This window comes from Echinicola rosea (assembly GCF_005281475.1).
Taxonomy (GTDB): domain Bacteria; phylum Bacteroidota; class Bacteroidia; order Cytophagales; family Cyclobacteriaceae; genus Echinicola; species Echinicola rosea.
Window position 1 is genome coordinate 4,673,768 of sequence record NZ_CP040106.1, and the last position, 22,597, is coordinate 4,696,364.

Annotated in this window: 18 protein-coding genes; 8 read left to right on the top strand and 10 right to left on the bottom strand. The window is 42.8% G+C overall.

The window, feature by feature from the left end:
• Positions 1-627 precede the first annotated feature (627 nt).
• Entirely contained in the window at positions 628-1,344 is a 717-nt protein-coding gene (locus tag FDP09_RS18330; RefSeq protein ID WP_137404047.1) for a LytR/AlgR family response regulator transcription factor, read from the top strand.
• A 504-nt stretch (positions 1,345-1,848) separates the two neighbouring features.
• Here FDP09_RS18330 and FDP09_RS18335 read toward each other — a convergent pair.
• The 3 genes from FDP09_RS18335 to FDP09_RS18345 form a co-directional block, all read right to left on the bottom strand.
• Positions 1,849-2,928 carry an NAD-dependent epimerase gene (locus tag FDP09_RS18335; protein WP_137404048.1) on the bottom strand — a complete coding sequence of 360 codons (1,080 nt, stop codon included), beginning with the start codon at positions 2,926-2,928 and terminating at the stop codon, positions 1,849-1,851.
• Positions 2,929-3,021: 93 nt separating this feature from the next.
• Complete coding sequence (locus FDP09_RS18340) at positions 3,022-3,738, bottom strand: sugar transferase (RefSeq protein ID WP_137404049.1); 717 nt, start codon at positions 3,736-3,738, stop codon at positions 3,022-3,024.
• 296 nt (positions 3,739-4,034) lie between these two features.
• Positions 4,035-5,762 carry a capsule assembly Wzi family protein gene (locus FDP09_RS18345; RefSeq protein WP_187328708.1) on the bottom strand — a complete coding sequence of 576 codons (1,728 nt, stop codon included), beginning with the start codon at positions 5,760-5,762 and terminating at the stop codon, positions 4,035-4,037.
• A gap of 239 nt (positions 5,763-6,001) precedes the next feature.
• Here FDP09_RS18345 and FDP09_RS18350 point away from each other — a divergent pair, with 239 nt between their 5' ends.
• From FDP09_RS18350 to FDP09_RS18360, 3 genes are all read left to right on the top strand, one after another.
• Complete coding sequence (locus FDP09_RS18350; protein WP_137404051.1) at positions 6,002-6,901, top strand: NAD(P)/FAD-dependent oxidoreductase; 900 nt, start codon at positions 6,002-6,004, stop codon at positions 6,899-6,901.
• A 274-nt stretch (positions 6,902-7,175) separates the two neighbouring features.
• Positions 7,176-9,518 carry a type IA DNA topoisomerase gene (locus tag FDP09_RS18355; protein WP_137404052.1) on the top strand — a complete coding sequence of 781 codons (2,343 nt, stop codon included), beginning with the start codon at positions 7,176-7,178 and terminating at the stop codon, positions 9,516-9,518.
• A 729-nt stretch (positions 9,519-10,247) separates the two neighbouring features.
• Positions 10,248-10,643, top strand: coding sequence for a response regulator (locus FDP09_RS18360; protein WP_137404053.1), 396 nt, complete (start codon positions 10,248-10,250; stop codon positions 10,641-10,643).
• 273 nt (positions 10,644-10,916) lie between these two features.
• Here the strand turns inward: FDP09_RS18360 and FDP09_RS18365 are convergent, their stop codons facing one another.
• The 3 genes from FDP09_RS18365 to FDP09_RS18375 all read right to left on the bottom strand — a co-directional run bounded on the left by FDP09_RS18365 (position 10,917) and on the right by FDP09_RS18375 (position 13,945).
• A complete protein-coding gene (locus tag FDP09_RS18365) occupies positions 10,917-12,530 on the bottom strand; it encodes a fibronectin type III domain-containing protein (RefSeq protein ID WP_137404054.1) in 1,614 nt (537 codons plus the stop codon).
• 459 nt (positions 12,531-12,989) lie between these two features.
• Positions 12,990-13,481 (bottom strand): VOC family protein, encoded by a 492-nt coding sequence (locus FDP09_RS18370; RefSeq protein ID WP_137404055.1) that lies wholly within the window; start codon positions 13,479-13,481, stop codon positions 12,990-12,992.
• A gap of 44 nt (positions 13,482-13,525) precedes the next feature.
• Positions 13,526-13,945 (bottom strand): SRPBCC family protein, encoded by a 420-nt coding sequence (locus FDP09_RS18375; RefSeq protein ID WP_137405088.1) that lies wholly within the window; start codon positions 13,943-13,945, stop codon positions 13,526-13,528.
• A 350-nt stretch (positions 13,946-14,295) separates the two neighbouring features.
• Here FDP09_RS18375 and FDP09_RS18380 point away from each other — a divergent pair, with 350 nt between their 5' ends.
• Complete coding sequence (locus tag FDP09_RS18380) at positions 14,296-15,378, top strand: phosphatidylinositol-specific phospholipase C1-like protein (RefSeq protein ID WP_137404056.1); 1,083 nt, start codon at positions 14,296-14,298, stop codon at positions 15,376-15,378.
• Positions 15,379-15,448: 70 nt separating this feature from the next.
• Here the strand turns inward: FDP09_RS18380 and FDP09_RS18385 are convergent, their stop codons facing one another.
• Entirely contained in the window at positions 15,449-17,011 is a 1,563-nt protein-coding gene (locus FDP09_RS18385; RefSeq protein ID WP_137404057.1) for a sulfatase family protein, read from the bottom strand.
• A 341-nt stretch (positions 17,012-17,352) separates the two neighbouring features.
• On the opposite strand from FDP09_RS18385, the gene FDP09_RS18390 reads away from it, so the two are divergent.
• Positions 17,353-18,756 (top strand): fibrobacter succinogenes major paralogous domain-containing protein, encoded by a 1,404-nt coding sequence (locus FDP09_RS18390; RefSeq protein ID WP_137404058.1) that lies wholly within the window; start codon positions 17,353-17,355, stop codon positions 18,754-18,756.
• 218 nt (positions 18,757-18,974) lie between these two features.
• Positions 18,975-19,781, top strand: a complete 807-nt coding sequence (locus tag FDP09_RS18395) for a 3'-5' exonuclease (protein WP_137404059.1) — start codon at positions 18,975-18,977, stop codon at positions 19,779-19,781.
• Between the two features lie 273 nt (positions 19,782-20,054).
• Here the strand turns inward: FDP09_RS18395 and FDP09_RS18400 are convergent, their stop codons facing one another.
• Both FDP09_RS18400 and FDP09_RS18405 read right to left on the bottom strand, forming a co-directional pair.
• Positions 20,055-20,789, bottom strand: a complete 735-nt coding sequence (locus FDP09_RS18400; protein ID WP_137404060.1) for an EcsC family protein — start codon at positions 20,787-20,789, stop codon at positions 20,055-20,057.
• 197 nt (positions 20,790-20,986) lie between these two features.
• Positions 20,987-21,487, bottom strand: coding sequence for a metallophosphoesterase family protein (locus FDP09_RS18405; RefSeq protein ID WP_137404061.1), 501 nt, complete (start codon positions 21,485-21,487; stop codon positions 20,987-20,989).
• Between the two features lie 6 nt (positions 21,488-21,493).
• Here FDP09_RS18405 and FDP09_RS23860 point away from each other — a divergent pair, with 6 nt between their 5' ends.
• Complete coding sequence (locus FDP09_RS23860; RefSeq protein ID WP_187328709.1) at positions 21,494-21,682, top strand: hypothetical protein; 189 nt, start codon at positions 21,494-21,496, stop codon at positions 21,680-21,682.
• 565 nt (positions 21,683-22,247) lie between these two features.
• Here FDP09_RS23860 and FDP09_RS18410 read toward each other — a convergent pair.
• Positions 22,248-22,433, bottom strand: coding sequence for a hypothetical protein (locus FDP09_RS18410; RefSeq protein WP_137401110.1), 186 nt, complete (start codon positions 22,431-22,433; stop codon positions 22,248-22,250).
• Positions 22,434-22,597: the final 164 nt, after the last annotated feature.

The following is a 22,597-nucleotide window of genomic DNA, read 5'->3' on the forward strand; positions in this document are numbered from 1 at the left end:
TTATGACTATTTTACTACACTTCAATAAAAAGGCATATATTTTGATATTCATCAACCAAAATCGATCAGTCGTAAACAAAAAACATCAAATCAATTACATTATTTGCATTTCATTAACTATCTAAAAATAAATGACACGTTGATTACAATTTGTTTACAAATAAGTGCCAAACATTTACGATTAGTTACATTTCTTAAAAATAAATACATATTTTTATAATAAATATCAATAATCATTGAACAAAATATAATTATATAAAATGAATAAGAATTAAAAAAACAGCAAGTTTCAATCATCAACGATAAAAAGTTTACCTTAACGCTTTTGGCCACCATTCCACTACTCCAACAACACACTACCCATTTTGTAGAACGAATACGCAAAATGGATAAAACGAAACCAACCTACTAGAATGGCTTGAAGTTATAGAGAACACCTCAATCAATTAGTATTACGCCTCGATTCACCCAAAATCTAACCTAGAGGTTAACTGGAATTACACCAACTACTTCCAGTAACGTACAAGCCTTAAACCCTTTTTCTTTGATCCTTCGGACAGCAGGATCGGAGAGTACCAATTATTTAGGAGTAGAAATTATTTGACCACACATTAGACTACCACAACTATGAAGAAAGTTTTAATCGTAGAAGACGAATTGGATTTAGGAGAAAACTTGGAAGAAATCTTAACGGTACTAGGCTATAATGTAGCCCCCATCATCTCTGATGGTAATATGGTGCTTGACTATCTTAGATATAGCCAGCCAGATCTCATCCTTATGGACGTACTGATAGATGGAGATATGGATGGGATCGAATTGGCAAAGAAAATAAAGGAATCGTATCGTATCCCCATTATTTTTTTGACAGGCTATTCCGACAAAATGATACTGGATAGGATTTCCAAAGTGAATTATGAAGGATATCTGCTGAAGCCATTTCAGATCGATACGCTAAAGACTTGCCTTTATCTTACTTTTAAAAACCAAGAAGCCCCCAAGGAAAAAGTCAAGCCCCAAACCCTAAAAATCAGGGATAAAGGCTTCTTGGTACCCGTTCCTGTAGAAGACATCACTGTGTTGGAGGCAGACGGACTGTACACCAAAATTTACACATTGTCCAAGCCTTACACGATTCGGGATATCCTTAAAGATGTCACTGAAAAACTGCCTGACGAGACATTTCTCCGCATCCACAAATCTTTCACCATCAATGTAAACCATATCCACGCTTATAACGCCAAAGAATTGACCGTCGGGGGGCAAACCATTCCTATGAGAAGGGGGTTTCTAAAAAAACTCAAAGGTATTCTAGAAGACAGAAAAGTACTTTCAGTCAACTAACCTAAAACAGCAAGTGACCTTCTGGCTTCCTTATCCATGGCTCCAGGAGGAAATCTTTCTGCATAATAACCTGAGCTCGACTTATTTTTAGCATTAAAAGCGTCGTTGCGAACCCTTTTAGGAGGATGTGGGTTGGAAAAGGGTGTGGCAACTCGCCGCGGCGAGCTGCCACGGCTTCCACCCGCTCAGGCCTTTCTCTAAGCCTCGCAGTGACGGTTTTATAATCGAACTGAGGTTAATAGGAACCAAGCAATATTTCTGAGGGGACTCGTCTTCATGAGGCTGTCTCATAATTGAACAATGCATCATCACGAGCGGAGCGAAGCCTGCCTGACGGTCATAGCCGTCAGCTTAAGTCGCTCTGGGCACATCAGCTGTCACAGAAAGATAAACTTAGCTGTTAGGGATTTGTATGTTCGGAATTTGTATGTTCGGGATTTGTAATCCCGAACCGCAGTAATGGGGATTTGTAATCCCCCATACCGTACCTTTCTCAGGATTTTATCATGGAGTAAGATGCTCCCTACTCTTCCGACTGAATCCATAATAGGAAGAATACCAGTCCACAAATTGCCTCACACCCTTCTCCAGAGGAGTATCGGGTCTATATCCAGTATCCCTTGTTAGATCTTGCACATCAGCATACGTGGAAACCACGTCTCCGGCCTGCATAGGCATCATTGTCTTTTTCGCACTTTTACCCATCGCTTTTTCCAAAGCTTGGATGTAATCCATCAGCTTGACAGGTGTGCTGTTTCCGATATTATACACTTTATAGGGAACGTAAGAAGTGCTTGTTTTTGGGGATTCGTGCCAGTTCTGATCTGGCTGAGCGGGTTTATCGGCTACCTTTATGACACCCGCCACTATATCATCGATATAGGTAAAATCCCTTTCCATCTTACCGTGATTAAACACCTTGATCGGCTCACCTTTTCTAATGGCATCAGCGAAGAGAAACATCGCCATATCCGGCCTGCCCCAGGGTCCATACACTGTAAAAAAACGTAACCCGGTCGTGGGGATTTGAAACAAATGGCTATAGGTGTGGGCCATAAGTTCATTGGACTTTTTGGTTGCAGCATATAGACTTACGGGGTGATCCACCCCATGCGCTGTCGAAAAGGGCATCATTTTATTGGCTCCATAAACAGAACTTGAGGAAGCATATACCAAGTGCTTAACGGGATATTGCCTGCAGGCTTCCAATACATTCAAGAAGCCTTGGATGTTTGCCTGCACATAAGCATCTGGATGCTCAAGAGAATACCTTACCCCTGCCTGCGCTGCCAAATGAATGACCACATCAATTTTAAATTGAGCCATCAATTCCATAAGGGAAATCTTATCGGCCAAGTCCAGTTTTACAAAGATATAATTTGCATAGTCGGTTGACCGAATATACTTTCCTGCCACTACTTGATCCCTCAAAATACCGGTCGCCTCTAATCGGCTATATTTTAAGTTGATATCATAATAATCATTGATGGAGTCCACTCCGATTACCTCCTCCCCTCTTTCCAGCAATTTTTTGGCTACGTGAAAGCCAATAAACCCAGCAGTGCCTGTCACTAAATACTTCATTTAATACTACTTAAATGGTAATAGATTTATTTTTGATTAAAAAAAGTCCTTCAGCTGCGAAGGACTTTTTAAGTTGAAGTTCGATGCCCTTAGTCAATAAGCATTTTCGCGATCAAGCAGTAAACTCAAAAAAGTCATCCAAATGATCTTATAGTCCAAGACTGGATTCCATTTTTTAAGGTAAAAAATATCCATGCGATAGCGGGCGTACATTTGATAAAACTCCGCCGTTTCGCCCCTGTACCCCTTGGCCTGAGCAAGTCCAGTCAGCCCTGGCTTCGAGTGATGCCGTGACATGAAACCATTTATCTGAGAGGAAAACTGCTCATTCAAAGACACCGGATGAGGTCGTGGCCCTACGATGGACATATCTCCTTTGAAAACATTGATCAACTGCGGCAGTTCATCAATACTGGTCTTGCGGATAAATTTCCCTACACGGGTTACCCGGGAGTCATTCTTCGTGGCCTGCTTTGTATCGGCTTCTTGGTTGACTACCATGCTTCTAAACTTATAACAGAAGAACAGCTCATTGTCCTTGCCGTGGCGCTTTTGCTTAAAAAACACAGGCCCTTTGGAGTCCAATTTTATCAAAAGTGCCATGATCGGAAATAACCAAAACCCTATGACAACCATAAACATCAGTGCTATCAGGATGTCTGAAGCTCTTTTCACCACCAAGTTTACCTTGTTATAACCTGATGATACCATGGGAGAATGCTCTCCTTGTGCGTTTTTTCTCAATTGGGGCCTATTCATTAACCCCACATTGTTCTCACTTTCTCTAAAATGTACAACTGAACCATTCATAAGACATTAAGTTTTGGTTTTGGACAGAAATAATTCATTAAAAAAACCAGGTGTTGGTGCTGATTTATTAGGCTATAAAGGGTTCACTCGAAACGTATCCTGCTTTATGCTACCGGACACATACCGCATGTGACAACCGTAATGTTAAATTAAAATTTATATTGATTTTTAAATAATTAAAATAACTATAGGTAAATAAAGTGAGTAAATATTATAATTAAATGCTATTATATTTAATTATAATATTTTATGCATTTCATTTACATAATCACCTTATCCACACACAACTCTTCCCTTTAAAAGAGATAGGAAAGCCCAATATTTGTATTTAAGTTAAACGCCGGATCTCCCCGATAGCGACCATCTTTTTCATTGTAGTAAGGCGCATAAAAATTATAGTTCATTCCCTTGATCATCCTCACTTGCGCCTGTAAGAGCAAGTGGTCCACAATCTCATCTTCATATTTTCCCCCTACAGCAAAATCAATCCATGGAGCCACCTGTTCACCGTTGCTGTTGGCATAGTGATAAAAATTCTGATCGCGAGCATAACGCTCCAATTGCAAGGCGATCTTCCTTAGCCCCTTTACATGGCTGATTTCGAGAATCTGGATATTTCCGCTTCTCCCCAAACCTGAGCCTAGGACTTGTCCTCTGTGTGTCACCCCGTGGATCACTTGGTAATTGTCATAGAGACCGCGCCCCCTATTTGGCAATCCGTCCCATTTTATAATATTGTTAATGGAATTCTGAGTCTGGGTCATCTCTAAACTGACCCCAATATATTGTCCATTGGTGATGGGAATATACTTGCTTGCTCCTATCACATAGCCACGGGAATGCTCTGGATTAAGAATGGTTTCTCTCCAATTTAAGGAGTGGTCCGTACGCATAAATTCAAAATAGAACTCACTGTGTGCCTCAGGTATCGCCCACCTGAAGAAAAACTCCAGCACTTGATCTTCCCGTTTATTAACATTTTCCAGTACGCCCTCTCCATCTTTTGGAAGTGGAGAAAACAATGGAACCCACGCCCTGGCATTGTCGGCCATGTCTCCTCTATAGATCTGAAAGGCACGGCTTGCGCCTAACGACAACCCAGGCAACCATTTGGGAGAATAGGAGACAGTAATACCTGTAAAATACCGCCAATCATCCTCTTCAATCGGTTCAAAAACAGACGAATAAGCGCTATCACTATAATAAGTATGCCCGCTACCTCCCAGCCTCCCCATGATATATTGTCCTTCAAAATGTCCCAAAAAGGTCTTTACAGGCTTGGTCGTGTGCAGTGTGACATGAGGAAATCCTTGGGCATTGTCTCCAAGCATCAATGGGTTAAATCTCGCCGGACCCCACCAGATATTTTCGGTGGAGACTCCAGCCGCAAATCCCCCAAACATCACTTTTACATGTGAATTTCCAGGCAACAGCTCATTTATCGGCCCATCTCCATACCGCACCGGTAGATCTATATCACCCGCTCCACGCTCCATAAACTCAAAAAAAGTAAGGGGCGCATCTTCTGGGTATTCTTCGAATGGCTGGTTCTGTGCATAGTGATATTGAGGATAAAGCTGGATGCTCACAGGGCCGGCCTGCATGTGAACTCCTGCATTCATCAAGAACTGCTGACCTTTTGCAGGTACCTCTGCTCCATTTCCCCAGCCGTAGGGATAAGTGGAGTTGAAGGTATGGGTCAGTGTTGCAGGCATGACCCTAAGGGTAAACGCCCCCTTGTCCACTACCTTCCCTAGCAGGCCATTTGTCATCAACTCGCTGTACTTTTCCTCCTCTATTTTAGTGAGGTACAAAGGGCGGACATTAAAACTGAGTGGACCACTCGTGGTATCGATAAGCTGCTCCCGGCGGATATAATCCTGGAAAACAGGCTGGTTCAAGGGCAAATTCTGCGCTTGAAGCTGCCGCATCGACAATAAAAAGAAAAGCCCTGCACACCATACTAATAGGGCAAAATAGCGAGAAGCCCTACCCTTGCATGAATTACATTTCCCTTTGAACATTACTAAAATCATTGAGAATAAATCAATCAACAAACCTGATTATTGCAAAAAGTTAGATATTGGCTATCTTATTTAAAGGGGATTTGTAGTGAATCGTAAATAAAAAGTCATCGCCACATCGGCACCATGGCAACCACTGGAAACTATTGTAAATAAAAAGTAAATCTGGAGTTGAAACTTTTATTTACGCAACAATGTTGCATTATGTACCAAATTAATATTCAATCTAAAATCACACCATGAAAACAAACTCCTACGATGCGATCATTGTCGGTGGCAGCTATGCAGGACTGTCAGCCGCCATGTCCTTGGGGCGGGCTTTACGAAAAGTCCTTATCATAGACAGTGGCAATCCCTGCAACAAACAAACACCCCATTCACACAACTTCCTCACCCAAGATGGGAAAAAGCCTGGTGAAATTGCTGCTACTGGCCGAGAACAAGTACTCCAGTACCCGACGGTCCACATTGAAAACGATCGAGCCATTGATGCAAAAAAACAAGCAGAAGGTTTTGAATTGAACACAGCCTCAGGGACTACTTATCTGGGTAAAAAACTGCTCTTCGCAGCAGGCATCAAGGACCACATGCCTGAGATTGATGGATTTGCTGACTGCTGGGGAAAATCGGTGATCCACTGTCCTTATTGCCATGGATACGAGGTAAAAAACCTGCCTACTGCCATTATGGCCAATGGGGACAAGGCTTTTCATTTGGGCAAACTCCTTCAAAACTGGACCAGTGACCTTACCCTTCTTACAAATGGCCCTTCCACCCTTACTTCAGACCAACAAGAAGCGCTAGAGACTGACGGCATCCGTATCATGACCGATCCCATCACCGCTCTCCACCATAAGGACGGCAAACTGCAAGAAATCCATTTTTCGTCTGACCGTTCTTTGCCCTTGGGCGTAATGTATGCAGCGATCCCTTTTTCACAACATACCGACTTACCTGAAAAATTAGGGTGCCAATTAAATGAACATGGCTACCTGGTCGTCAATGAAAAACAGGAAACGACTGTTCCGGGCATCTATGCAGCGGGGGACAATTCGAGTCCTCTTCGTGCTGTCGCCATGGCCGTAGCCGCAGGGTCCAAGGCCGGTGCCATGGTCAATTTTGAATTGGTGATGGGATAAATGGATCGGTCCAATTACCACTTTTTATCATAAAATGATGGGGATAAGAAATAAGGAAAAAGTTGGGGCAAATTACTTTACTTGACTAATTTTAAGATTCCATTTAGGGGCTGTTTCATAAGTCCAATATCTTGTCATGCTCAGGCCGGTGCCTGTCCTGTTCCATACCGAGAAAGCATCCAAGTACTGTATTCACACAGCAGTGTAGGGAAGTAACATTTCTCCTACTGCCTGAAAGATGTCTCATGAAACAGCCTCTTTTATCCTTTTTGGAATGAAAGTTTGTATTGCCGAAAAACCAAGTGTAGCCCGAGAAATAGCCCAAGTCATCGGTGCCAAGAGCCGCAAGGATGGGTATTTTGAAGGGAATGGCTATCAGGTTACGTGGACCTTTGGCCATTTTTGTTCCCTTTATCCCCCAGAGGATTATGATCCTACATGGAAGCGTTGGGACCTTTACACCCTTCCCATGTTGCCCAAACGTTTCGAGACGAAGGTCATTCCGGATAGTGGTGTAAAAAAACAATTTAAGATCATCCGTAACCTGGTAAACAAGGCCGAAACGGTAATCAACTGTGGTGATGCAGGCCAAGAGGGCGAGCTCATCCAACGATGGGTACTAAAGCAAGCGGATTACCAAGGAAAGGTACAACGGCTGTGGATTTCTTCATTGACCCAGGAGTCTATCCAGTCGGGTTTCGAAAACCTAAAGCCTGCCGAGGAATTTGACAACCTATATTATGCCGGAAGCTCCAGGGCAATCGGCGATTGGCTGCTGGGCATGAATGCCACCCGGCTATACACGCTCAAGTACGGGGGATATAAGCAAGTTCTCTCCATCGGACGGGTGCAGACCCCCACCCTGGCCATGCTTGTCAACAGGCACCTTGAGATCAAAAATTTCAAACCTGAACCATTCTGGGAATTACAAACCATTTACAGGGACACCATCTTCAATAGTACCGAAGGAAAATTCCTTAAGAAAGAAAACGGAGAAGCACTACTGGCACAGATCACTGGAAAAGATCTAACGATCACGGCCATAGACCAAAAAGAGGGAAAAGAATATGCACCAAAGCTCTTTGACCTTACCAGCTTACAAGTGTACTGCAACAATAAATTCAACCTTACCGCTGACAATACCCTCAAAACTGTCCAGAGGCTATATGAAATGAAAGTAGTCACCTACCCAAGGGTGGACACTACTTTTCTTCCCAATGATATGTATCCCAAGATCCCTGGGATTTTGAAAGGACTTAGCAATTACCATCAGTTTACGGCTCCTTTGCTGACAAAGAAGATCCGAAAATCACCCAAAGTCTTTAATGACAAAAAAGTAACCGACCACCATGCGATTATTCCTACCGGCGAAGAAAAACAACTGGGCCACACTGAACAAAAAGTCTATGACATTATTGTCAGGAGATTTTTAGCGGTATTTTACCCCGACTGTAAAGTCGCCAAAACCCAAGTGAGCGGAGAAATAGAAAATACCACCTTCACCGCCAAAGGCAAGGAAATCCTGGAAGAGGGATGGCGGGCGCTTTTTGCAAAGGACAACAAAAAAGAAAAAGATGATGGTGACAGCAAGGACGAAGATGAAGAAGGCATTCTCCCAGCATTCGAAAAAGGAGAACATGGACCGCATCAACCCACACTAAAGGAAAAAACCACCAAACCTCCCAAAAACTATACCGAGGCTTCCCTCCTCAGGGCCATGGAAACGGCTGGCAAACAGGTAGAAGATGACGAACTCCGGGAGCTCATGAAATCCAATGGTATTGGAAGGCCATCCACACGCGCAAGCATCATCGAGACACTTTTCAGGCGTAAATATATCCAACGGAACAAAAAGCTGGTCGTCCCCACAGAAATGGGCATCCAACTTATTGGCACGATCCAAAATGAACTGCTGAAATCCGCTGAACTTACTGGCCAATGGGAAAAGCAACTAAAAGAAATCGAGGAAGGGGAATTCAGTGCCATCCAGTTTATATCGAACATGAAAAAAATGGTGGCCAGCTTGGTAACAGAGGTAAAACAAGAATCCAATAAACCACGCTTGGCTTCTCCCTATGCTTCGGACAGCAACAAAAACGCCTCCACCGCCAAATCCACAAACAGTCCTACCAAACGAACTGCAAAGGGACTTAATGACGTCTCTTGCCCCAAATGCGGCCAAGGCAATGTCATCAAAGGCAAAACCGCATATGGCTGTAGCCAATGGAAAACAGGATGCAATCTACGCCTCCCCATGAAAGTAATGGGCAAAAAACTCACCGACAAGCAGGTCCAACGGTTAATTGAAAAGAAGGCAACCACCAAACTAAAAGGCTTTCAGATAGAGGGGCAAAAGGTAGAAGGGGTGTTGAAATTGACCGATAACTTTGAAGTGGAATTTGACCATAAATCCCCCGCCCCTTCCAAACCAATACCCGTCAAAATGCCTCCTTGCCCAAAATGCAGAAAAGGTACCATTATCAAAGGCAACACTGCATATGGATGCAGTGAATGGAAAAATGGATGTGACTTTAGGTTTGCTTTTAAGGACATCAAAGAAAAGGCCAACGGAAAACCACTTACCAAAGAGCTAGTGCTTAGCATCATCAGCCAATGAAGGCTCCATTTTCATGCTATGCCTCTAATCAGATTGGACAGGGCTGATGATGGCTTTTAAATCGACCAAAGACTTCAACGCCAATAAGACTAGTATCAAGTCCAACTCCTTAATGCTGGATAAGGCGGTAGTGGGTTTTAAATGAGATTAAGGCATAAAAAGACTTCCTTAAAATATAATAAACAGCAAGTAATATATGATTATTATTGTGTTATTCAACTAAAATTACGTAATTCAAATCAATTCGTTCTTTTTTTTATGGGAGTATGTATCGACTGATTTCCTGCATTTTCATGTGTGTGTGTAGGTGGAAATCAGAAAATGAATAATCAGCAGTAATCTGATTATAAGCATATAATCATAGTTTTAGTCATACCTAGACGGTATGAATCAATAAAACCCGAAAACAACTTAAAACCAATATGTTAGAAAAACATAAGCTCCTCAAGCACAATTATTTTGGGCCAAAAAAATCTACGAACGAGTATTATTAACTTAAAATTGTATATTTGCCCTAATATAATACTAATTGTTAGCGATTTTCTGTATATTTTGTTTGAATGTCACCAGTTTAAAGTGTTCGATAAATAACTAGCTGTTTTACTCGAATTATTAATAGATTAGGACGCTTAAAACATTCAAATTAGCAGGAAGCGATAGTTCCTTAACCCTAAACGAAAAGATGAAAAAAAACCACGCATAGAATTACTTAATTTAATCAATTTTTAGATGACAAACATTAAGAGCCTTTGTATTATAGACGATGATCCTATATATACTTTTGGAGTAAAAAAGATCATTGAGATGGGAAATTTCAATGTAAATGCCATGTTTTACCAAAATGGTCATGAGGCATATGAAGGCTTATCCTCAAAAATCGAAAAAGGGGAATCCATGCCCGACATGATCCTTTTGGATATTAATATGCCCATATGGAATGGTTGGAAATTTCTGGACGAATTTCTTAAGTTAACGCCCAACACCAATATTATCATTTATATCATATCCAGCAGTATCGATCCCAACGACACTAAAAAGGCAAAAGAATATAACGTTATCAAAAATTTTATCGTCAAGCCTATCTCGATTGAAAAAGTAAAGGAGCTGTTGGAACAAGGCTCTTAATGGACAGGGTGTAAAAGTTGGGGATTGCCAGTTTTCATATGGGTAAAATCACGAATAAATAAAAATGCCACAAAGGCACCAAGTGTATGTTGGGCCTGCATTGAAGGATTACACTCGAAAGCTAGGCCCAGATGGGCAATATATTTATAGCCATGGGTGAAGCCCATGGTAAATTGCCCATCCTACGTTTTCGGTTTTAGCCGCATTGACTGCCCTATTTATCATGAATTCCCGCTAGCTCCATTTTCAATTGGGACCGGAAGCTTGAAGTGGTCATTCTTTTTGAATCACTTCAAACTTATATGACGGGGACCACTCGCTCCAGTTTAGATTTTGATCCCGATACCTCACACGCCAATAGTACGTTTTTCCAGGATCCAGCATTTTAAAGATCTTTTCATCACGCAGGTCGTCATCTTTTTGTTGGTTCTCATTGTAATACCAATTTTCACTTTGCTTCCAGCTATCCACGATTGGCTTGGAAAACCCTGCGTCCGTGCCAATCTGCCAATTGGATGCGGAATGCTCTGCGGCTTTTCGATCGCTGACAAAATCATTTGCCTTCAATACCAAGCCATGAGGTGATACTTGATCATTTTTGGGATATATCCCCTTCGGCGGACGGGGCTTTTGTTCATATTTCCAAACCGTAATGGAATCGGTCATTTCATTGTCCCTACAATGGTACTGGTTACCACGACTGATACGTTTTACTGTAAACTTAGGATTGGAAGGGTCAGGATCCACTTCCACCATTACAAATCCATATTCATCCTGGGTAACGGTAAATTCCTCATAATCCCTTCCTTCAAATTCCCCCCAATTATCCAATGCTCCTCCAGCACTGGCAACATTGATCCATAGATGCTTATGATCCTTGGACTGTCCTCTGGAATACCCGTGAGTGTGCCCAAAAAAATGCACACTGGGCTTCCCCGTTTTTTCGGTAAATGCTTCTAACCTTTTGACTACTCCACCTGAAAAATCCGATTCCCCGGGTATCCACAGTTCGGACTTATGAGGGTGGTGCATTTGTGCAAAAACAAAATCGATTTCCTCCATTTTCTCTGTTTCCGCAAGTACTTTATCCAGCCATGCCAGTTGGAAATCACTTCCTCCAATACCATCCTCTACGTTTGAATTTAGCCCCAACACCCGAATATTTCCATAATCCTTATACCACCAATTCTCTGCATATTCAGGACTGCCGTTTTTGGGAAGGCTGAAGTACTTAAAATAAAAAACGGATTGATTTTCATGATTGCCCAAAACTGGGTAAACCGGCACTTGGGCAAACAACGCTTTGGCTGGATCAAAAAAATGGTCTTTCCACTGGTGATAGGTTGCCCCATTCTGAACCAAGTCCCCGGGAATGAGCACCATACCCAAATTATCCGGCACATCGCCCTCAAATTGCTCATCCAAATAGGCCAAAATCCCTTCATTGACCACCTCACTGAACTTGCCCCGTGCATTGCCATCGATCTGCATATCGCTCATCGCGATAAGGTTAAACGGCCGATGATCGTTGGCAAACGGTGGTGTCTTAAATTGAAATATATCAGACACAGCTTCCGCTGTCCTGACGCGATAATAGTAGTTGGTGAATTTTTCCAAGCCCTTTATCTTCACTTCATGCACCCTTGCAGAAGTGAAGTTAATATCTATCGATTTACCCTTGGCTTCATTTCCCAAGCTCGGTGTATCCCCCCACTCCACAATACTCTCTTCTCCACTATCGGTTTGCCACATCACCACGGCGCTATTGGGGGAAACATTTTGTAAATATGGCTGAATACTTATCTGCTGTGCAAATGATGTTATCGAAACAAATAAACTTAGGAAAGCACATACAAGTTTCCAAATGCTGCAAAGGAGTTTGTCCATTGTTCTAGGATTAGGATTTTTACAAATGTGGCAACCTATTGTTGCTCTATTGTCAACAGTCGATTACCATTAAGTAAACTTCCCCTTCACCATTTGGACTACTCTGTTGGCCATTCATCTGAGTTTGATCATTAAATCGGCATCCAATCATTGCGGTTATAAATCGAACGCAAGTTATCAATCTGACCGCTAGTATCAAGTCAACGCATAAATGACGGATAAGGCAGTAGTGGATTTTGAGCTAGATCAAGGCACAATAAACGCCCCTAGCCGTAGCTAAGGAAGGATTTTTGTAACGTAGCGATAGACCAAAAGACGCACCGGATTGTACGTAGGTTCTAGGTTTGACCTTACACTAGAATGGCAGCAGCCTCCTGATCCATGCCCAAATAAGCTCCTTCCCTAAGTCGGCTGCTATCGTCATTATACTGGCGCTTATCAGAAGGCTTTTGGAAACACTCAGTCTCCAAAAGCCGCTTCAAGCTTGGCGATATCCAGCTTCTTCATTTTCATTACCGCCTCCATCATCCTTTTGGCTCCTTCCACATCTTTGGAAGAGAGCATTTCGGTGAGCGCTTTGGGTACGATCTGCCAAGAAAAACCGTACTTGTCCTTTAGCCACCCACACTGGGATTCTGCTCCTCCATGATCGATAAATTGGTGCCAATAATGGTCAATTTCGGCTTGATTTCCACATTCCACGAAAAAGGAAACCGCTTCATTGAACGTAAAATTGGGTCCTGCATCGAAGGCATGCACCCTGAGTCCATTGATGACAAAATCCCCAATCTGAACGGTTCCTGCCGGCATAGGACCTCCCTCAGGCCATTTGGTCATTCTTTTGATCTCCGAGTTGGGAAATAATCCGGTATAAAAACGAATGGCTTCTTCTGCCTCTTTGTCAAACCAAAGAAACGGCACAATGTTCTGGGTTGTTTGAATGGTGCTCATGATGGGTTATGGTTTTTGGGTAGATAAATGAAGAAAATCAGCTTTTAATTCTGCTGCTTTCCTTCAACATATTTTTTAAAATTATCAAGAATGGCCTGCCAGCCCCCTTTTTGCATCTCAATAGGATTCGTCTGTTCCGGGTCAAAGGTTTCTTTGATGATGGTCTTGTCATCTTCCGGAGTAAAAACCACTTCCACTTCTCTCCCATCGTCCAAGGCATAGGAAAGCATTTTTCCTTCATGGACGGCCTGATAAGTCCCCGAAAAGTCAAAACCTATGGTGCCATCTTTTGACTCCATCCTGGAGGTAAAAGCGCCCCCTTCACGAAGGTCATTGCTGGCATGTGGTGTATGCCAATCATCGGATGCATTGTTCCATCGCATAATATGCTCCGGACCTGTCCAATATGCCCACACTTTATCTACTGGTGCATTTACGCTTGTTGTTACGGTGATCTTTTTCATCATTTCGTTTTTTTAGTTTCAGTAAATTTTCTTTCTGATAACCTAACTCATACAAATATCATACATAAAATACTTTTTTGAGGGGTATTAAAACGGCGATGGCACGGGGCAATCGCGTCGAAAACCTTTCTTTCCCTCTGAACAATGTAAAGTTTAGTCTATGAAGGCTAAAAAAATCCTGTAAAAGTTAAAATAGGATTCACAAAAGTCCTGACGATCCACTTTCAGCAGGAAATAAATTGGCATCTTAATGGATAGTATAAAAGTTAATAATTCCTTCATCGCAAAATGGCCCAAGTCATGCCAAATCGATGCATTTTCGCTTCTATTTTAAAATAAACAGAATGATCATGAAGAGTGTCAAGTTACTTATTGTTGCAATCATCACGGCCCTAATACCTGCTTGTAACCCCAGTAAGGAGCATAAAACCGAAAAAGCTTTGCGGCTTAATGACATCCAGGTAATCGGTAGCCACAACAGCTATAAAATCGCAATCGAACCTGAAGTCATGACCATGATTGCTGAAATGGATTCCAATGCGGCCATATCCCTGGAATATGATCACCTTCCTTTAAACGAGCAACTGGAGCTAGGGCTGCGCAATCTAGAACTGGATGTGTTCCATGATCCGGTTGGTGGAAGGTACAGCGAGCCAAAAGCCTTGGCACAGCTTGATTCAGCAGGGACTTCCCATTTACCTTTTGATGAAGCCGGCAAACTCGACCAAGCAGGACTGAAGCTCTTCCACGTCCAGGACATCGATTTCAGAAGCCACCACTTGTTATTCAAAGACGCACTGAATGAGCTTTCCAATTGGAGCTATGCCCACTCGGAGCACAGCCCGATCATCATCCTGATCAATGCCAAAGACGGCAATTCACCCCAGATGACCCCTGCACTTCCCTTTACGGCCGCAGCACTGGACAGTATCGACAAAGAGATCCGATCAGTTTTTCCCAAAGAAAAATTGATCACTCCGGATATGGTACGGGGGGAATATGCTTCCTTGGAAGAGGCTGTTTTGGCTGAAGGCTGGCCGCTACTGGAAGAAGTTAAGGGAAGATTTTTATTCGTATTGGATGAAAAGGAAGAAAAAAACAACCGCTACCGCTCTGTTCACCCCAACTTGGAAGATGCAGTACTCTTTATCAATGTCAAGGAAGGGAATCCAAATGCAGGTTTCCGCATCATCAATGACCCAGTTGCCAATCATGATTATATCCAAGACTTGGTTTCCAAAGGTTATATGGTCAGAACACGAGCTGATGCTGGCACCAAGGAGGCCAGAAACAACGACTACAGCCGATTTGAAAAAGCCAAAAGTTCCGGTGCTCAGGTGATTTCTACTGATTACTATATTCCAAGTGGCCTGTTTGAATCGGATTATAAAGTTGTGTTTGAAGACAATGCTTATGAACGAAAAATGCCTTGATATCCGTTTGGATATAAAAGTCCAATAAGCGGCCTGCACTAAAAAACGCCTACCGCTTATTGGGCTATTGTCACTTTAATTCCAACTGCTCTATTTCGCCTTGATCGCTTCCACGTTGCTTTTCATATGCTGCCACCATTTCCTGGAGCTTTTCTGGTTTGGATGATGCAAGGTTTTGTTGCTGGCCAATATCCTCTTTAAGGTTATAGAGCTGATATTCATCGTCATTTCCCAATTCAATATTGACGGCCTTTGCTACTGCGGGCCCTTGGTAGGGAGGGATCATGATCAAGTCGCCCTGTCTCAATGCCGTGCGGCCAGAAGCTTCAATGATCAGCTCATCCCTGCCTTCATCACTGTTCCCTAAAAATGTGTCCAATAAATCCTTACTATCCTTCCCTTTCTTATCACTGTCCACCAAATGAGCCAATGAAGCCATCAAATCCATTTGGCAAACCAAAGCGTCAGAAACCTTCGGCGTGACCTTACCTTTCCAGTACACCGAAAATGGCACCCGAGTCCCCGCTTCGAAAAGGCTGTATTTACCGCCTCTCAGCGGCCCCGCAGGCCTGTGGTCACCAAGTTTTTCTACCGCATCATCATAATAGCCGTCGTTTAGCACAGGACCATTGTCACTTGAAAATACAATCAGCGTATTTTCCAAAATACCCACTTCTTCCAAGGCTTTGATAAACTCACCGATACACCAGTCAGCTTCTGCGATCACATCACCTCTAGGCCCCATTCCAGTGGCACCTACAAATCTCGGATTTGGAGTACGCGGCACATGTGGCTGCTGTAAGGCATAGTATAAAAAGAAAGGTTTGTCCTTATGCCCCTTCACAAATGCCTTGGCTTTTTCCAAAAAGTGATCCGCCATATCCACATCGCTCCACTTAGCGGCCTCCCCGCCTTTCATAAATCCTATTCGGGGCACACCATTTACGATGCTGTTATTATGGCCATGATGCCACTTCATCGTGAGCATCTCGGGGTTATCCTTTCCGGTAGGTTCGCCTTCAAAATTTTGCTGATAATTCACCTCAATGGGATCATTGGGATCGAGGTTTACCACATGACCATTTTCGATATAGACTGTAGGCACCCTATCCTGCGTAGCGGCCAAAATATGGCTGTAATCAAAACCTACTTCATTGGGACTTGGACTGATCTTTTCGTTCCAATCCACATTGCCACTTCCCAAACCGAGATGCCATTTTCCTACGATCCCTGTATAGTATCCTTGCTGTTTAAGCATTTTAGGCAACGTCATTTGCGCGGTATCGATCAGCAATGGTGCAGTGCCGGGAAGAATCTTGGCATTTTCGTTTCTCCAGGGATACGTTCCCGTCAGCAGGGCATAGCGACTTGGCGTACATGTGGCCGAAGAAGCGTATCCGTTCGTAAAGCGAACACCTTCATTGGCGAGCCTGTCCATATTTGGTGTGCTGATCTCCGTGGCTCCATAAGCACTCATGTCTCCATATCCCAAGTCATCCATGTAAATAACGATGATGTTGGGCTGGGATTTAGCAGTCACCTGATCTGCTGTTTGCTTATTCTGCTTGCAGGCCAACAATACACTGGTTAACAACAAAAAGCAGGTCAATGGGTTTAATTTGAACGTTAACATGAGTTAGCTTAAAATAGTAAATTAACAATGAACAAAACGGCTAAGCCTTTTCTTGGATTTCTTCTTTCCCCAAGAAGGATCTGCCTTACTCGAAAGATATCAAAAGCTAATCACAATCAAAACAAAAATATATTTAAAAGTTGAGACTGCTCAGCAGACATAACTTTACTTTTTAGCTTTGATGGCCATCGCTCTCCTAAAAGTAAAGCGCTGATCTTACATATAACAAACAACAATTTAATACACACTAAAAACAGTTGTTCATATATTAAATTTTTAACATATAGTTATTTTTAAATATTTTAAAGTAAAATAATACAATAACCCAAACTTTCTCTACTATGAAACATTACAGCCCAATAACCTATTGCTGCATTTTATTAATCCTTGCAGCATCATGTGTGCAAGAAAGCATCGAGGATCCCAATAGCGGAATGGTAAGTTTTTCGGAACTTCAAATTGATTTTGGCCATGACCTTCCCAACAGTAGAATTGCAGAGACATCAAGTTGGAACCATATCTTTTTAAATAGATGGGACACATTGTTCATCACCAATAAATCCACCGGGGAAGAATATAAATTGGCCTATTTGCCACGTGATTTTTCAGAAGCTTATCAAATACAATTACCCTATGGGAAATATGAGTTCGAAGCTGAAGTCCCGGGTGATAAATACGAAGATTATTTACCTTTTCGAATTGAGGGGGAATTTACCCTGGAAGCCACCAATATGGACATATCCATGCTGGGGAATACCGATTATGGTTTGGTAACGGTCAAAGATGAATTTGTTAAATCTGCTTATATAAATGGGGATCAAAATTATGATCTTGAATACGCCCGAGGTTTTTTCTATGCTTATGTCAAGAAAGACCAAACTATCACCATAACTATCAAGGATTTCTTTCAAGACAATCCCCTTGAAAAAGTGGTGCAAGTGCATAAACACAATCATTACAATTTTTATCTCCAAGTCAATGAAACCGATGAAGGTGAAGTCAATTTTATTGAGTTAGCGATCGGCCCATTTGAATATAGTGAAGAATTCATTGAAGTGGACGGAAAGACGGTAACCGATGCCGCAGGCAATCGCTACCCAATCGTCAAAATTGGGGAACAATATTGGATGGCAGAAAATCTTAAAAGTGATGTTTTTTGCAATGGCGATTCCCTGCTCGTACCCGAAGACACCTACATCCAAGGGTATGTTGAACAAAATGTACCTTTGGTACTATTTGCTGGCTATCACCCCGCAGGAGACCGAGGGGGCTATTACACAGGCGATGTCATATTGGATGAGCGAAATATATGCCCTTGTGACTGGCATATTTCGACAGACGAGGACTGGAAAGAAATGGAAGCATATCTTGGAATGCCCGCTGAAGAGTTAGACATTTTCAGGACTACTTTAGGTGGGCAGTTCCGCGGAATTACTCAAGGAGTTGGCAGCAAAATAAAAGCTACCAATTGGCCCTATTCAACTAACAACACTGACGCCAATAATCTATCAGGCTTTTCAGCTTATGGTTTTAACAATTATTGCTGTAGTGAAGAACCTCCAGGATCGACGAAAGGATACTACGTTTATATAGATGATGGAGGGGGCTTAGGTCTGTGGTGGTCTCCAAAATCCTCCGGAGAAGACGCCATGATTGGGAGAGTAGTATCAGATACCGACAGCGGCATAGGAAGGGTACAGTTCTATAGGGAAATCCCTTCCAATATTCGGTGTGTAAAAGATTAAACACAACCTAACTCATACCTCCTTTGGGTCTATCTTCCTAAGCTGGCCCAAAGGAGGCTTTTAGAATAACATCCCTATCTACACAGAGCACTTTTGTTATCTTTTTTTGTATTAGTCGGGCAGGATAAATCCTAATCATTATCTTTGGAGGATAAACAAAATTTTAACGGAACATTCCAATTTGCGAAGTCCAAATTCTCCTGTTAACCCTTCTAAAGATGAATTTAAACTTAAAAACTCCCATTGCATTTTTTGACCTAGAGGCTACTGGCATCAATATTTCCACGGATCGAATCGTGGAAGTATCCATCGTAAAGGTACATCCGGGGGGAGAAGAAGAAACCAAGACCATGCAAATCAACCCGACCATTCCGATTCCCAAGGAAGTCTCCCTGATCCATGGTATTTATGATAAAGACATCAAGGACGCCCCTACTTTCAAAGATGTGGCTAAGGAACTTCACCAGTTTTTGGAAGGAGCGGATCTCGCGGGGTTCAATGTCCTGAAATTTGACATCCCGCTTTTGGTAGAAGAATTTCTGCGTGCCGGTATCGATTTTGACATCGAAAAGCGGAACCTTCTGGACGCTCAGAAAATTTTCCACATGATGGAAAAGCGAAACCTCACCGCCGCGTATAAATTCTACTGCGGAAAAAACCTCGAAAATGCCCATAGTGCAGAAGCTGACACCATTGCCACTTATGAAGTTTTCAAAGCACAGATAGAAAGGTACAAGGACGAAGAAGCCTTTGACCTGCAAGGAAACAAGCTCGGCATTATCGAAAACGACATGAAGAAAGTCCATCAGCTGATCAATGAAAAAATGGTGGACCTCGCCGGAAGGTTTATTTTTAATGATGAAGGTGTCGAATGCTTCAATTTCGGTAAGCACAAGGGTAAACCTGTAGCGCAAGTTTTAAAAGAAGAACCAAATTACTACGATTGGATGATGAAAGGTGATTTCCCACTGGACACCAAACGTAAATTTACTCAGATCAAATTACGGGATTTTAATAATCGGTAGGTGAGTCGTGAGATGTGAGATGTGAGTAGTGAGACTTGAGACCTGAGACATGTGTCTACCAGCATTTTACAAGATTTGAGTCGGTTACTCCATTAAGCTGTTACTGATTGCTATGCTGAGCGTGGCAAAGGGTGAAATCAGGCACTCGGCGGAGTAGAGAAGTTGCTATCACCGCAATGGAAGGAATTTGGAGGCTGGGACACCTGCTGCCAGAGGACTTTGACATTGGCCAGCGGGCTTATCCAAAATATGACATTTTACCCCCCAACTGACTCACTCCAGCATTCCCTTTCGGTCAAAATACCTGAGGCGATAGCATTGCATGGCAGTATTGCCGAGATGATCGGAAAGCTGCCAGTTGGCCACTGCCCCCACTCCTGCTCCGATAACCGGGATAAGCTGTGCCAGCTTGGCCAAGTCCATGTAATCACGGTATTCGATCTGAAAACTCCTCCAGTCAAACCCGTCACCTTTTACGGGCAGGTTCTCTTTATGCTTATCCCAGTCTTCGATGATGCCGATCAGCTCATTTCTTTTCTTTTGGCTACAAAAGGCCAGCTGGAAAACATGCAGGATAAAAAGTCGCTCTCTAAAATCCTTGACATCATGCCCATACAGTGAAGCCATTTCAAACATCATCTTCATCTTGATGGTCAAAAAAGCGGGGAAATCAGCAAACCCCATCAAAATCCCCCCTGCTCCAGTCACCGCCCCTTCTACTGAAGCCGTACGCTTATACCATTTGATCTTACTTTTTACTTTCTCTTCCCTTTTTTCGAACCCTACTTCAGCAGGTAAGGAAGCATTGATATAGCTGGAGCCAAAAAGCACTCCTTTCACCATCTTTTCGATGGCAAAGGTAATGGCTTGGTGTACTTTTTCGGGAATGATATGATTGATCCGATGCTGCACGCCCTTGGCCATCCTGTTCATCAATGAAGGGTTTTTCTTCATCTTTTGAAGCCAAGCATTCATTTCATAAAATGCAATTTCTTCGTATAGCAACATTCTTTTTTGTTAAAAGTATCATGATTTACTATTGGTCATTTAATGGTATTACGAATCCCTGGCATCAGAAATCCTGATTACAAACCGGGATCAGCAAACGCTTGGGATAGACAGGTACAGCATGTCAATTGGTAATTCATCATTCCCAATTCCTAACTCATCATTGCCCATAATACTCTGGATTTTGCCATTAAGTCCTATCTTCCCCGCTTTCCTAATTCAACGACCCGGAGATTTTTTGGTTGGCCCCCTTCAAGGTCAAATTTCAAAAGTGTCTTCATTTGGTGAAAGCCATGATTGCCAATAGCCCCTGAATTCATATACAGACAGCCCAGCTCTTTGTCAAACTCCACTTTGCAGATATGACTATGACCACAAATAAAAATGGTGGGCTTTATTTCTTTTAGGTGTTTCTTTACTCCCTTGGCGTATCTGGGAGGCTTGCCACCGATATGGATCATCATCACCCTGGCGCCTTCCAGATCAAAAATCAATTCCTCAGGATACTTTTGCTGACAGGCCAAGTCATCAATATTGCCATAGACGGCTCGGATTTTTTTCCCTTTGGGCAAGGCCTCCATGACTTTTTCATCGCCAATATCCCCTGCATGCCAGATTTCATCCACATCCTGCAGATGGGAAAGTGTCTTATCATCAATAAAACTGTGGGAATCCGAAATCAACGCTATTTTTACCATATTTGTTTGCTCCGCTCCATTCTAAATGCATACCAACCTGGCAATGACCAAGCTGAGAACAAAGAAATGGAATTTAACGACGCCACAAAAGATAAAGACGAATTCCCCAAGGCAAACGCATTTAATATTATTTCGTGTTGGGCAGCTATCATCCGTGCCGCTGGCATTTTACCCCAGTTTGTCAATGCCGTTTAGTTAGTGTGTATCTGGAAAATATGGGTTCTATATTTTTTCCTTGGCAGTTATTTTTCTAGCTAAATCCCTGGGTGGTTTTCATCCCTTTAGCTTTGTCACTTTTTTGCTGCAGGTCAAAGTCGAGTAGGCCTGGGCCCTATGCCCAAGCCTCTCTCAGAACCGTACGTGACAGTCTCCCGTCATACGGCTCTTGGCAATCAAATCTGATGTTCCAGATTTTGTTTCAAACAACTCCATCTTCCCTAATTTTTAGGTTGTGGAACCATTCAAAACCGATTGCCTCAGTCCCTTCGCTCTTTCTCCGTTTCCAGAGCTTTCAACACTACTACGGACTGATCCGCCCCATCCCTATCAAAGGGGATGGTTCTCCTGTTCCATCCAACCGCCTGTTTCGAACTCCTGCCGCCTTAATGCCGCCTGCCAATAGGCCAACTCTCAGTCTGCGCTGCCTATTTTGTCCCGGAAGTCACTCTAGCCCCCGGTTTTGACAGGAAGTATTTTTCACGACACTTCATCGAACGGTTCACTTTCGTTCAGCTTTTCGAAACACATTCCTTCTGATCGCTCAGTACCACAGCCTTGAAAGCGCAGCACCATCAGGGGAATTTGACTGGTCTGCCTGATCCAGTCCCAGCCGTCGTGCCAAGGGTTGTAACGCCCTATTCGACATCAGTTGGATAGCATGTCCGGTTTCCCGAACTTCAGGACACACAAAGTGACCAAAAAACCCTGCCGCTACGCCACGGCGCACAGGTGTGCAGCTATTGGCCTAAAATTAAAACCTTCCCTCATGCAGGCAAACTCCTCCTTTCCTAGCTGCCAACATTCTTTTTGGCTAGTATTTCGTCAAACAAGCCTGCCCTGAAAGCTTTCGGGGGAAAAGTAGGAAAGTCTGATCAAAGCATAAACAATAGT

Bases quoted from the DNA above. Each gene is read 5' to 3' on its own strand.
- FDP09_RS18330 (WP_137404047.1), top strand. From the start codon at position 628: ATGAAGAAAGTTTTAATCGTAGAAGACGAATTGGATTTAGGAGAAAAC.
- FDP09_RS18335 (WP_137404048.1), bottom strand. From the start codon at position 2,928: ATGAAGTATTTAGTGACAGGCACTGCTGGGTTTATTGGCTTTCACGTA.
- FDP09_RS18340 (WP_137404049.1), bottom strand. From the start codon at position 3,738: ATGAATGGTTCAGTTGTACATTTTAGAGAAAGTGAGAACAATGTGGGG.
- FDP09_RS18345 (WP_187328708.1), bottom strand. From the start codon at position 5,762: ATGTTCAAAGGGAAATGTAATTCATGCAAGGGTAGGGCTTCTCGCTAT.
- FDP09_RS18350 (WP_137404051.1), top strand. From the start codon at position 6,002: ATGAAAACAAACTCCTACGATGCGATCATTGTCGGTGGCAGCTATGCA.
- FDP09_RS18355 (WP_137404052.1), top strand. From the start codon at position 7,176: ATGAAAGTTTGTATTGCCGAAAAACCAAGTGTAGCCCGAGAAATAGCC.
- FDP09_RS18360 (WP_137404053.1), top strand. From the start codon at position 10,248: ATGACAAACATTAAGAGCCTTTGTATTATAGACGATGATCCTATATAT.
- FDP09_RS18365 (WP_137404054.1), bottom strand. From the start codon at position 12,530: ATGGACAAACTCCTTTGCAGCATTTGGAAACTTGTATGTGCTTTCCTA.
- FDP09_RS18370 (WP_137404055.1), bottom strand. From the start codon at position 13,481: ATGAGCACCATTCAAACAACCCAGAACATTGTGCCGTTTCTTTGGTTT.
- FDP09_RS18375 (WP_137405088.1), bottom strand. From the start codon at position 13,945: ATGAAAAAGATCACCGTAACAACAAGCGTAAATGCACCAGTAGATAAA.
- FDP09_RS18380 (WP_137404056.1), top strand. From the start codon at position 14,296: ATGAAGAGTGTCAAGTTACTTATTGTTGCAATCATCACGGCCCTAATA.
- FDP09_RS18385 (WP_137404057.1), bottom strand. From the start codon at position 17,011: ATGTTAACGTTCAAATTAAACCCATTGACCTGCTTTTTGTTGTTAACC.
- FDP09_RS18390 (WP_137404058.1), top strand. From the start codon at position 17,353: ATGAAACATTACAGCCCAATAACCTATTGCTGCATTTTATTAATCCTT.
- FDP09_RS18395 (WP_137404059.1), top strand. From the start codon at position 18,975: ATGAATTTAAACTTAAAAACTCCCATTGCATTTTTTGACCTAGAGGCT.
- FDP09_RS18400 (WP_137404060.1), bottom strand. From the start codon at position 20,789: ATGTTGCTATACGAAGAAATTGCATTTTATGAAATGAATGCTTGGCTT.
- FDP09_RS18405 (WP_137404061.1), bottom strand. From the start codon at position 21,487: ATGGTAAAAATAGCGTTGATTTCGGATTCCCACAGTTTTATTGATGAT.